This window comes from Amycolatopsis sp. 2-15 (assembly GCF_030285625.1).
Lineage (GTDB): Bacteria > Actinomycetota > Actinomycetes > Mycobacteriales > Pseudonocardiaceae > Amycolatopsis > Amycolatopsis carbonis.
In genome coordinates this window covers 5651674-5663969 of record NZ_CP127294.1, presented here as the reverse complement: position 1 = coordinate 5663969, position 12296 = coordinate 5651674, and the positions used below count along the sequence as shown (strand labels likewise).

General features: G+C 71.7%; 6 protein-coding genes. All 6 read right to left on the bottom strand.

From position 1 onward, the window contains the following. Window position 1: 1 nt before the first annotated feature. The 6 genes from QRX50_RS28030 to malQ all read right to left on the bottom strand — a co-directional run bounded on the left by QRX50_RS28030 (window position 2) and on the right by malQ (window position 12174). Window positions 2-1561, bottom strand: a complete 1560-nt coding sequence (locus QRX50_RS28030) for a Re/Si-specific NAD(P)(+) transhydrogenase subunit alpha (RefSeq protein WP_285966140.1) — start codon at window positions 1559-1561, stop codon at window positions 2-4. Between the two features lie 152 nt (window positions 1562-1713). Beyond that, window positions 1714-3861, bottom strand: coding sequence for a glycogen debranching protein GlgX (gene glgX, locus QRX50_RS28025; RefSeq protein WP_285966139.1), 2148 nt, complete (start codon window positions 3859-3861; stop codon window positions 1714-1716). Between the two features lie 92 nt (window positions 3862-3953). After that, window positions 3954-5675: a malto-oligosyltrehalose trehalohydrolase gene (treZ, locus tag QRX50_RS28020; protein WP_285966138.1), complete on the bottom strand. Its 1722-nt coding sequence runs from the start codon at window positions 5673-5675 to the stop codon at window positions 3954-3956. After that, window positions 5676-7970, bottom strand: coding sequence for a malto-oligosyltrehalose synthase (gene treY, locus QRX50_RS28015; RefSeq protein ID WP_285966137.1), 2295 nt, complete (start codon window positions 7968-7970; stop codon window positions 5676-5678). After that, complete coding sequence (gene glgX, locus QRX50_RS28010) at window positions 7967-10096, bottom strand: glycogen debranching protein GlgX (protein ID WP_285966136.1); 2130 nt, start codon at window positions 10094-10096, stop codon at window positions 7967-7969. Before glgX (QRX50_RS28010) ends, treY begins: the two co-directional genes overlap by 4 nt. Before the next feature lie 98 nt (window positions 10097-10194). Continuing rightward, a complete protein-coding gene (malQ, locus tag QRX50_RS28005) occupies window positions 10195-12174 on the bottom strand; it encodes a 4-alpha-glucanotransferase (protein ID WP_285966135.1) in 1980 nt (659 codons plus the stop codon). Between the last annotated feature and the right edge of the window lie 122 nt (window positions 12175-12296).

Sequence of the window (12296 nt, the reverse complement as noted above, 5' to 3'; positions counted from 1 at the left end):
CTCAGCTCCTCGAGAACATCGACAGCATCCGGCGGGTCACCATGAAGCCACCGACGATGTTGATGGAGGCCAGCAGCACGGCGGCCGCGGCCAGGATGGTGGTGGCGATCCCGGCGCCGGCGATCTGCAGGATCGCGCCGACGACGATGATCCCGGAGATCGCGTTGGTGACCGACATCAGCGGCGTGTGCAGCGCGTGGTGCACGTTGCCGATGACGTAGAAGCCGATCACGATGGCGAGCACGAACACCGTGAGGTGCCCGGCCAGCTCAGGCGGTGCGAACGCCGACGCCAGGAACAGGACCACCGCGCCGAGCACGGCGACCGTCGCCCGCGCCCACGGCGAACGCGGCTTCTCGGGTTCCGGCGTCTTGGCGGGCGCGGCGGGCGCGGCCTGCGGAGCCGCGCTCACCGACACCTTCGGCGGCGGCCACAGGACCTCGCCGTCGCGGACCACGGTCAGCCCGCGCTGCACGACATCCTCGAAGTCGAGGGCCGGCCGGCCGTCCTTCTCGGGCGTGAGCAGCTTCAGCAGGTTCACGACGTTCGTGCCGTAGAGCTGCGAAGCCTGCGCGGGCAACCGGCCCGGCAGGTCGGTGTAGCCGATGATCGTGACGCCGTTGTCCGTGGTCACGACCTCGCCGGCCTCCGTGCCGGCGACGTTGCCGCCCTGCGCGGCGGCCATGTCGACGACGACGCTGCCCGGCTTCATCAACGCGACCTGGTCGGCCGTGAACAGCTTCGGCGCGGGCCGGCCCGGGATGAGCGCGGTCGTGATGACGATGTCCACGTCGGCGGCCTGCTCGGAGTAGATCTCCGCGGCCCGCTTGTCGTAGGCCTCCGAGGTCGCCTTGGCGTAGCCGTCGGTGCTGGCCTCCTGCTCGACCTCGACGGCGAGGTACTCGCCACCGAGCGAACGGACCTGGTCGGCCACCTCCGGGCGCGGGTCCGTCGCGCGGACCACGGCACCCAGGCTGTTGGCCGCGGCGATCGCCGCGAGCCCGGCGACCCCGGCCCCCGCGACGAGCACCTTCGCCGGCGGCACCTTCCCGGCCGCCGTGACCTGGCCCGTGAAAAACCGGCCGAACACGTGCGCGGCCTCGATCACGGCCCGGTAGCCGGCGATGTTCGCCATCGAGCTGAGCACGTCCAGCGACTGCGCCCGCGAGATGCGGGGCACCGCGTCCATCGCGAGCGCCGTGACGCCGCGGGCGGCCAGCGCCGCCAGCCGGTCCGGCTCGAGCGCCGGCGCCAGCATCGACACCAAGGTCGTGCCCGGACGCAGCTTCTCGATCTCACCCGGATCGGGCGCGTTGACGGTGACGACGAGGTCCGCGTCCCACACCGGATCGGCCGTCACCTCGGCGCCCGCGGACACGTAGGCCTCGTCGTCGAACCCCGATCGCACGCCGGCCCCGGACTCCACCAGCACGCGATAACCCAGGCCGATGGCCTTGCGCACGGTGTCCGGCGTCAGCGCGACGCGGGTCTCGGTTTTCGTCGACTCCGCGACCAGTCCGATGCGCAGACCGGGCTCGGATCCAGTGCCGTCGTCGCTCATGCACTTCTCCTCGGGGATAGCCACGCTGGATTTCAGCATCCAACGATCCGGATGACGAGGGGGATTCCGGCGATCCGGGGTGAGAGTGATCTCTTGACCGATTTCTGCGAAACCTCTTGATCGATGCACCTCGGGACCGCCGGACCCCCGCGCTAAAGCGGCTGGGGGCCCGACACGAAGTCCCGCGGCGCTCGGAGCAGCTGCAACGACCGCGCCGCCACGACGATGCGGGTCTTCGGTTCCAGCACCCCGACGTAGGCGGGGCTGCCGTCGGCCGTGCCCGTGTCCAGCGTGGGTTTGTAGGTGGCGCCGTACTCGGGTCCGGGCAGCACCACCTCCACATCATCCTCGCCGGCGTGCAGAATCAGCAGCCACGAGTGGTCGGTGACGAGCTCGCCCTCGCGGTTGCGGGCCTGGGAGTTGGACCCGTCGATCCACATGCACAGCGTGCGGCGGCTCTCGTCGAACCAGTCGATCTCGTCGAACTCCTCGCCGTCGGGCCGGAACCAGATGAGGTCCGGTTTGCCGGTGGGCGTGGTGCGGCCTTCGAAGAACTCCGGCTGGCGCAGCGCGGGGCTGCTCGCGCGGATCCGCACCACGCGCCGGGCGAAGGCGAGCATCGGCTCCGACGCGGCCGAAGGAGTCCAGTCGACCCACGACGTCTCGTCGTCGAGGCAGTAGGCGTTGTTGTTGCCGCCCTGGGTCCGCCACAACTCGTCGCCCGCGACGAACATCGGCGTACCGGTGGACAGCAGCAGCGTGGCGAAGAGGTTGCGGGCCTGCCGGGTGCGCAAAGCGACGATCGCCTGGTCGTCGGTCTCGCCCTCCACGCCGTGGTTCCACGAGCGGTTGTCGGTGGTTCCGTCGCGGTTGTCCTCGCCGTTGTCCTCGTTGTGCTTTTCGTTGTAGGACACCAGATCCCGCAACGTGAAGCCGTCGTGCGCGGTCACGAAGTTGATCGACTGCCACGGCCGGCGCAGGTTGTGGTCGTAGAGGTCCGAAGAACCCGACAGGCGGAACGCGAGGTCGCGCACGCCCGTGACACCACGCCAGAAGTCGCGCAGGGTGTCGCGGTAACGCCCGTTCCACTCGGCCCACTGCGCGCCGAAGTCGCCGACGCGGTAGCCCTCCCCCGTCGCGTCCCACGGCTCGGCGATGAGCTTGCACCGCGACAGCACCGGGTCGGTGGTGATGGCGGTGAGCATGGTGGAGTCGCGGTCGAACATGCCGCCGTTCGGCCGGCCCAGCGTGCTCGCGAGGTCGAACCGGAAGCCGTCGACGCCGAGTTCCTGCGTCCAGTACCGCAGCGAGTCGGTGACGAGCCGGACCACGGTCGGCGAGCCCGAGTCGAGCGTGTTGCCGCAGCCGGTGATGTCGGCCATCTGCCCGCGCTTGGTGTGCAGGTAGTACGCCGGCGCGTCGAGCCCGCGCAGGAACAGCGTGGGCCCGTCGGGCCCGCCCTCGCAGGTGTGGTTGAAGACGACGTCGACGATCACCTCGATGTTGGCCGCGTGCAGCGCCGCCACCATCGTCCGGAACTCCTCGATCTCCCGGCCCGGTTCGCTCGCGTATCCCGGGTGCGGCGCGAAGTAACCCAGCGGCGAGTAGCCCCAGTAGTTGTGCCGGCCCGCGAGCACCAGCGACGGCTCGTCGGCGAACGCGTGCACCGGCAGCAGCTCCACTGTGGTCACGCCGAGCCGCGTGAGGTGCTCGATCGCCACCGGGTGCGCGAGCCCCAGGTAGGTGCCGCGCAACGCTTCCGGGATGAACGGGTGCAGCTCGGTGAACCCCTTCACGTGCAGCTCGTAGATCACCGACTCCTCGAACGGCACCTCGGGCTTGACGCCCGTGTCCGGCCCGCCGGGAGAGGTGACCACCGAGAGCGGCACGCTGCCGAGTGAGTCCACAGTGGACGCGGGACCGCGGTCCGGGTCGCCCACGAAGCCCTGCGCGACCGTGAGGTCGGTCAGCCGGCCGCTGATCCGGTGCGCATATGGGTCCACGAGCAGCTTCGCCGGGTTGCAGCGAAGCCCTCGCCCAGGGTCGTACGGGCCGTGCACGCGGTAGCCGTAGCGCTGCCCCGGCGTGACGCCCGGGACCAGCCCGTGCCACACGCCGAACGTCCGCTCGGTCAGCTCGATCCGGCGCTCGGTGCCGTCGTCACCGAGGAGGCAGACCTCCACGGCGTCGGCCACCGCCGAGGTGACGGCGAACCGCACCCCTCCGGCTTCCGGGTGAGCGCCGAGCGGAAAGGGGCGGCCGGCCAGGACCTGGGTGTCGGAAGCGGGTCGTGTTGCCATGGGGAGATCCTCCCAAACCGGCCGGTCCCGCGGGTCCGGCTACCCGGCTGAACTTTCCGGGGAAAGTGCCGGATTTCCCGCGTAAACGCCGGTCAGGAGGTGGCCACCAGCACGAAAGACGCGGGAGGCAACCGCACGGATTCACCGGCATGGTCGAACTCCGGAGTGTCCCAGGACGCCAGGACCTCCCCCGGCGTCCCGGCCAGTGGGACGGTCGCCGTGGTTTCGCCGAAGTTGCAGACGAGCCTCAGTGCGCCGCGGTGCAGCACGAGCCACGAATCGTCCGGTGCCGCCCGCACGACGAATCCGTCGAGATTCGGGTTGGCCAGCTCGGGCCGTTCGCGGCGCAGCCGGATCAGCGTGCGGTAGGTCCGCAGCACCTCCTGGTGCGCCGGCTGCTCCGGCTCGGTCCAGTCGAGCCGCGAGCGCGCGACGGTCGCCGGGTCCATCGGGTCCGGCACGTCGGCCTCGCCCCAGCCGTGGCGGCCGAACTCGCGCCGCCGGCCCGTGCGCACGGCCTCGGCCAGCTTGGCGTCCGGGAAGGAGGCGAAAAACTGCCACGGCGTGCTCGCCGCCCACTCCTCGCCCATGAACACCATCGGTGTGTACGGCGAGCAGAACACCACCGCGGCCGCGGCCGCGATTTTCCCGGGCGCGACGGTGGCCGAGAGCCGGTCGCCGGTGGCGCGGTTGCCGATCTGGTCGTGGTTCTGCAGGTACGCGAGGAACCGGTGGCCCGGCACCTTGCGCGTGTCGACCGGGCGGCCGTGGGTGCGTTCGCGGAACGACGACCACGTGCCGGCGTGGAAGAACGCCTCGCGCAGCGTCTTCGCGAGCGCGCCCGGCGCGGCGAAGTCGGCGTAGTAGCCCGTGGTCTCACCGGTGATGCGCACGTGCAGCGTGTGGTGCAGGTCGTCGGACCACTGCGCGTGCACACCGTAGCCACTGCCTTCACGCGGGGTGACGAGCCGCGGGTCGTTCTGGTCCGACTCGGCGATCAGGGTGAGCGGGCGACGCAGTGCCGCGGACAGCTCGCCGACCTCGGTGGCCAGCTCCTCCAGCAGGTGCACGGCGCGTTTGTCCACCAGCGCGTGCACGGCGTCGAGCCGCAGCGCGTCCACGTGGAAGTCGCGCAGCCAGCCCAGCGCGTTGTCGAGCACGTAACGGCGCACCTCGTCGGAGCCCGGGCCGTCGAGGTTGAGGCCCGCGCCCCAGTCGGTGTGCCCGGCGAAGTACGGGCCGAAGCGGTCGAGGTAGGCGCCCGACGGGCCGAGGTGGTTGTAGACCACGTCCAGCACCACGGCGAGGCCGCGGGCGTGGCACGCGTCGACGAAGCGCTTGAGGCCGTCCGGCCCGCCGTAGGGCTCGTGCACCGCGCCCCACAGCACGCCGTCGTAGCCCCACCCGGCTGTGCCGTCGAACGAGTTCACCGGCAGCAGCTCGACGTGCGTGATGCCGAGGTCCACGAGGTGGCCGAGCCGCTCGATCGCCGAGTCGAACGTGCCGCCGTCGGTGAAGGTGCCCAGGTGCAGCTCGTAGACGACACCTCCGGGCAGCTGGCGGCCCGTCCACGCGCCGTCGGTCCACTCGAACTCGGCGTGGTCGTACGCACGAGAAGCCTCGTGGACGCCGGCCGGCTGGCGCAGCGAACGCGGGTCCGGCAGCGGTTTCTCGTCGTCGCCGAGGAGGAACGCGTAGTCGGTGCCCGTGACGTCGGCCTGCCACCAGCCGCCCGTGGCCCGGCTCATCTCGTGGTCAGCGCCGTCGACACGCACCCGCACACGGTTCGCGGCGGGCGCCCACACGGTGAACATTCAGCAATCCCCTCGCACCAGAAGAGCCACCGGGTACCGGTCGAACAGCGCCGCGGCCGACGGTGCGTCGCCGACGGCGCGACCGGTGAGCACGTCGGTCCACACGCCAGAGGTCAGCGGCAGCACGGTGTCGCGCCAGCCGCCGGCCTGCTCGAGCCCGACGGGCAACCGCGTCACTGCGACCGCGAGGTTTTCGCCGCGCTGGAACGCCAGCAGGTGCCCGGCGGCCGCGCCCTCGGCCTCCAGCGCGCGGTAGCCGGTGAACAGCTCGGGCCGTTCGCGCCGCAGCGTCAGCGTCCGGTGGACCACGAGCAGCTTCGCGGCACCGGTTTCGTCGACCTCCGGCTGTTCGCCGGCGATCACGCGCTCGAGGATTTCGCGGCGCACGCCGTAGTCGACCTCGCGCCGGTTGTCCGGGTCCACGAGCGAGAAGTCCCACAGCTCGGTGCCCTGGTAGACGTCGGGCACGCCCGGCGCGGCCAGCTGCACCAGCTTCTGGCCCAGCGAGTTCACCCAGCCGGGCCCGCGCAGCTTCCCGACGAACTCCTCGACCTCGGCCACCAGCTCGGCGTCGCCCAGCACCTGGTCGGGCCACGCGGCGACGGCCTGCTCGAACGCCTCGTCGTGGTCGGTCCAGGTGGTGCGGAGCTTCGACTCCTTGGCCGCCTTGTCGAGGTAGTCGCGCAGGCGCTCGGGCGCGATCGGCCAGGCACCCACGAGGGTCTGCCAGGCCAGCAGGTTCAGCGCCGGCTCGTCGATGCCGCGCCGCTTCGTCCAGCGGCGCACGGCGTCGCCGAACTCGTCGGCCAGCTCGGACAACGCCGCCTGCCGCGCCCGCGTGTCCTCCGAGCGTTTGGTGTCGTGCGTGGTCAGCGTGGTCATGCTCGCCGGGCGTCCGGCGGCGCGGCCCGCGGCGAGCCGGTGGAACTCCGCGGGGGCGAGCCCGAACCGGTCCGGGTCGCCGCCGACCTCGTTGAGCGCGGCGAAGCGGGTGAAGCGGTAGAAGGTGGTGTCCTCGGTGCCCTTGGCCACGACCATGCCGGACGTCTGCTGGACGCGCGTCGCCAGCTCGCCGCCGGGTTGCGCGCGGACCTGTGTGTCCAGCGCGGTCAGGGCTTCGCAGAGGTCGGGCCGGCGCGACCGCGCGCGCTCGACGGCACCCGTCCACTCGGCGGCGCCCTCCGGCAGGTACGAGCGGTAGACGCCGAAGGCGATCATCACCTCGGCCACGGCGGCCCGCGCGGCTTCCGGCTCGACGCCGTCGACCAGGGCCGCGATCCGGTGCACCTCGGCCACCAGGATCCGGTCGGTGACCAGGCGCCGCGCTTCCTCTTCCACGGCGAGGTAGTCGGTGCGCCCGCCCAGCTCGCCCGCGAGCCGCGTGAACGCCGGCTTCGCGGCCGGGTCCACGAACACTCCGGTGATCTCGTTCAGCGCGTCGTAGCCGGTAGTGCCGTCGACGGGCCAGCTCTGCGGCAGCGCCTCGCCCGGATGCAGGATCTTCTCCACGACCAGCCACGCGTCGGGCGCGCCCTCGCGCAGCCGCCGCAGATAGCCGCCGGGGTCGGCCAGGCCGTCCGGGTGGTCCACGCGCAGGCCGGTGACATCGCCGTCGGCCACCCAGCGCAGCACCTCGCCGTGGGTCTCGGCGAACACCTCGGCCTTCTCGACCGTGACGGCCGCGAGGTTCGTGATGTCGAAGAAGCGGCGGTAGTTCAGCTCGGCATTGCCGCGGCGCCAGCCGACGAGCTCGTAGTTCTGGCGCGCGTGCACTTCCTGCGGCGTGCCCTCGCCGGTGCCGGGCGCGATCGGGAAGCGGTGGTCGTAGTAGGCGAGCTCGGCGTCGTCACCAGAGCCGTCCACGGTCAGCTCGGCGACGGCCGCGTCCTCGCCCAGCACGGGCAGCAGCACCTTGCCGCGGCTCCAGTCGATGTCGAAGAAGCCCGCGTGCTCGGACGCCTGCCCGTGGCGGAGCACGTCCCACCACCAGCGGTTGAGCTTCGGGACCTCGACCGACATGTGGTTCGGCACGATGTCGACCACGAGTGTGAGCCCGGCGGAGGCCAGCCGCGCGACCAGCACCTGCCGGGCTTCCTCGCCGCCGAGCTCCGGCCGCGCGCGGGTCGGGTCGACCACGTCGTAGCCGTGGGTGGAGCCGGTCGTCGCGTCCAGCACCGGCGACGCGTAGAGCGCGCCCGCGCCGAGCGAGCGCAGGTAGTCGACGATCCCGGCGGCGTCGGTGAAGGTGAACTCCGGGCGCAGCTGCACCCGGTAGGTCGAGGACGGCGCGCTCACTCCTGCTCCTCCCGGCCGGTGCGCTGCAGTACCACGAGCGACCGCGCGGCGAGCGTGTGCTTGCCCCCGCCCGGCACCGGGTCCACATCGGACTGTCCGACCTGACCGGTGGCCGTGTCGACGACAACCGTCCACTCCGTGCCGTACCCGTTGGCGGGCAAGGTCATCGCGATGTCCTCGTAGTGCGCGTTGAACGCGAGCAGGAACGACTCGTCGACCACGGCCATGCCCCGCGGGTCGAGGTCGGAGATGCCCTCGCCGTTGAGGAAGATGACCACGGACTTGCCGAAGCCGTCGTCCCAGTTCTGCTCGGTCATCTCCTCGCCGGCCGGGGTGAACCAGGCGATGTCGCCGAGCTCCTCACCCTTGCGCACCGGCTTGCCCTGGAAGAACCGGCGGCGCCGGAAGACCGGGTGCGCCTTGCGGAACGCCGTGAGCGCCGCGGTGAACTCGACGAGGTCGGCGTTCTCCTTCGCGAGCGCCCAGTCCATCCAGGACAGTTCGGAGTCCTGACAGTAGGCGTTGTTGTTGCCCTGCTGCGTGCGGCCCAGCTCGTCGCCGTGCAGCAGCATCGGCACACCCTGGGACAGCAGCACGGTGGCGAGCAGGTTGCGGCGCTGGCGGGCGCGCAGCGCGAGGACCTCCTCGTCGGTGGTCGGGCCCTCCACGCCGCAGTTCCACGACCGGTTGTCGTCGGCGCCGTCGCGGTTTTCCTCGCCGTTGGCTTCGTTGTGCTTCTCGTTGTAGGAAACCAGGTCCTCGAGCGTGAAGCCGTCGTGCGCGGTGACGAAGTTGATCGACGCGAACGGCCGGCGGCCGTCGTCCTGGTACAGGTCCGACGAACCCGTGATGCGGGAGGCGAACTCCCCCAGCGTCGACGGCTCGCCGCGCCAGAAGTCGCGCACGGTGTCGCGGTACTGCCCGTTCCACTCCGTCCACAGTGGCGGGAAGTTGCCCACCTGGTACCCGCCGGGGCCGACGTCCCACGGCTCGGCGATGAGCTTGACCTGGCTCACGATCGGGTCCTGCTGCACGAGCTCGAAGAACGTGGACAGGCGGTCGACGTCGTAGAACTCGCGCGCCAGCGCGGAGGCGAGGTCGAAGCGGAACCCGTCCACGTGCATCTCGGTGACCCAGTAGCGCAGCGAGTCCATGATCAGCTGCAACGTGTGCGGATTGCGGACGTTGAGCGAGTTGCCCGTGCCCGTGTAGTCCATGTAGTACTGCGGCTCGTCCTCGACCAGCCGGTAGTAGGCCTCGTTGTCGATGCCGCGCATGGACAGCGTCGGGCCGAGGTGGTTGCCCTCCGCGGTGTGGTTGTAGACGACGTCGAGGATCACCTCGATGTTGGCCTCGTGCAGGGCGCGGACCATGCCCTTGAACTCCTGCACCTGCCCGCCCTGGCCCGGCATCGCCGCGTAGGCGTCGTGGGGCGCGAAGAAGCCGATGGTGTTGTAGCCCCAGTAGTTGCGCAGGCCCTTCTGGTCCAGGCCGTGGTCGGTCACGAACTGGTGCACCGGCATGAGCTCCACCGCCGTGACGCCGAGCTTCTTCAGGTGCTCGATCACGGCCGGGTGCGCGAGCCCGGCGTACGTGCCGCGCAGGCGGTCGGGCACGAACGGGTGCGTCATCGTCATGCCGCGCACGTGCGCCTCGTAGATCACGGTCTCGTGGTAGGGTGTGCGCGGCGCGCGGTCGTTGGCCCAGTCGAAGAACGGGCTCACCACCAGCGAGTACGGCACGTGCCCGGCCGAGTCCTGGTCGTTGCGCTGTTCCGGGAACTCGAACTCGTACCCGAACAGCGCCTCCGACCAGTCGACGCCGCGCGAAAGCGCCTTGGCGTACGGGTCGATCAGGACCTTGTTCGGGTTGCAGCGCAGGCCACGCTCGGGGTCGTACGGGCCGTGCACGCGGAAGCCGTAGCGCTGGCCGGGACCGATGCCGAGCAGGTAGCCGTGGTGGACGAACCCGTCGACCTCTTCCAGGCGCGAGCGCGTTTCCGTGCCGTCCTCGTCGAACAGGCACAGCTCCACGTACTCGGCGACTTCGGAGAACAGAGCGAAGTTCGTGCCCACCCCGTCGTAGGTGGCGCCGAGCGGGTAGGGCCTTCCGGGCCAGGGACGCACGGGACTCTCCTTGGGGGACATCGGTTTGTCGGATTACTCGGGGAAGACTGACTTACCCGCGGGGCCGGGTCTCGAACCACGAAGGCCGGCCCGGGCGATCACGGGAGCGGGCGGGCGGCCTTGAGCGGGGCGACCGCCGCACGCACCCGTGCGTCGGCGAAGAACCCGTCGACGGTGACGGGAAGCGGGATCCGCCAGTTAGGGTACTGGTCGATCGTCCCGGGCAGGTTGGGCTGGCGCCGTTCGCCGACCACGTCGGCGGGTGAGGTGAGCACCAGGCGTGACGCCGCCGAGGCCAGGAGCGTGTGCAGGGCCACCACCGGGTCGTCGGCGGGGATGCCTTCGCGCGCAACGAGGTCGAGCAGCGCGCTGCGTTCGGCCGCGGCCTCGGTGTACTCCTGCTCCACGGGCCGGTCGAGCAGGCCCAGCTCGGCCCGCACACGCACGTGCTCGGCTTCGAGCCAGCCGGACACGGTGGGCAGGTCGTGGGTCGAGATGCTCGCCATCGCGTGCGGGTCCCAGTCCGCGGGGCGGACGAACGGTTTGCCCGGTGCGTCCCAGTCGCGCTGGAACCACAGCACGGCGGAGCTGAGCACGCCGCGCTCGTGCATCGTCTCGGTGACGATCTCCTCGACCGTGCCGAGGTCCTCGCCGACCACCACGGCGCCGGCGCGGTGGGCTTCCAGGGCGAGCACGCCGAGCATCGCCTCCGCGTCGTAGTGCACGTAGGTGCCGCGGCCGGCGGGCTCGCCCGGCGGGATCCACCACAGCCGCCAGAGCCCGGCGATGTGGTCCACGCGGATGCCGTCGGCGTGCTGCAGCACGCCGCGAATGACGTCGCGGAACGGCGCGTACCCGGCCTCAGCGAGGCGGTCGGGCCGCCACGGCGGGAGGTTCCAGTCCTGGCCCTGCTGGTTGAACGCGTCGGGCGGCGCGCCCACGCGCACGCGGGCGGCGAACACGTCGCGCAGCGCCCACGTGTCGGCACCGCCGGGGTGCACGCCGACGGGCAGGTCGTGCACGACACCGACGGTCATCCCGGCCTCGCGCGCCGCGAGGCGGACCTCGTCGAGCTGCTCGTGGCACAGCTGCTGGAGCCAGCCGTGGAACTCGACCCGGTCGGCCAGCTCGGCCCGCGCGGCGGCGACCTCGGGGCCCGCCGGGTCGCGCAGGGCCTCGGGCCACTCGCGCCAGTCGGCGCCGTGCACTTCGGCCAGCGCGCCGAACGTCGCGAAGTCGCGCAGGTCGCCGTCGAGCTCGACGGGCCGAGGATGGTGCGGGCGCAGCAGCTCGAGCGCCGTGCGCTTGGCGTCCCACACGGCGTCGTAGTCGATGAGGTCCGGAACCGCGTCCGGGGCCAGGGCCAGTACCTTCGTGCGCGTGGCCTCGTCGGCCCGGGCGAACGCCTCGGTGTCGGTGACCCGCAGGTACACGGGGTTCGCGAAGCGGCGGCTCGACGGCGAGTACGGCGAGCGCTCCACGGGGTGCGCGGGCGCGAACGCCTGCACCGGGTTGACCAGCAGCACGCCGGCGCCGAGCTCGGCGGCCGAGCGCGTGGCGGTGGTCCGCAGGTCGCCGAAGTCGCCCATCCCCCACGACCCGGCCGAGTGCAGCGCGTAGAGCTGCAGCATCCAGCCCCAGGCGGCGGGCACCTCGGGCAGCTTCGCCGGAACCACGGCCAGCGGCACCCGGCGCTCACCTGCGACGACGTGGTGCCAGCCCAGCGGCAGGTCGGCCGGCAGCGTGGTGCCGACGGCGCGGGTCGTGCCGTCCTCCAGCTCGACGGTGACCTCACGGCCCAGCTCGCGCGTGTCACCGGCGCGCACGACGATCGTGGGCGGCAGGTCGGCCGACGCCCGTTCCGCGCGGACGCCCTCCAGCGCCCGGCGGATCGACTCCTCACTCGAGGCGTCCACGTCGAACTGCGCGAGGACGGCGACCACCACCTCGGCCTCGACCTGCACTTCCACGCGATCGGAGTTCTCGTAGTGGGTCGCCACGCCGTACGCGGCGGCCAGCTCGGCCAGCTCGGGCGAAACGTCGGGGGTCGGTGATCCGGAGGCGGTCGGGCTCTGCACCGGCCCAGTCTTGCGGCCCACGCCGGGGCGCGCCAATCGCCCCGCCGGGCGGCACCCGAATGCCGGATGCGTACAGCGGTGACCGGCCAGTCGGGGGGCGTGCCGGCCGGTCACCGCCACAC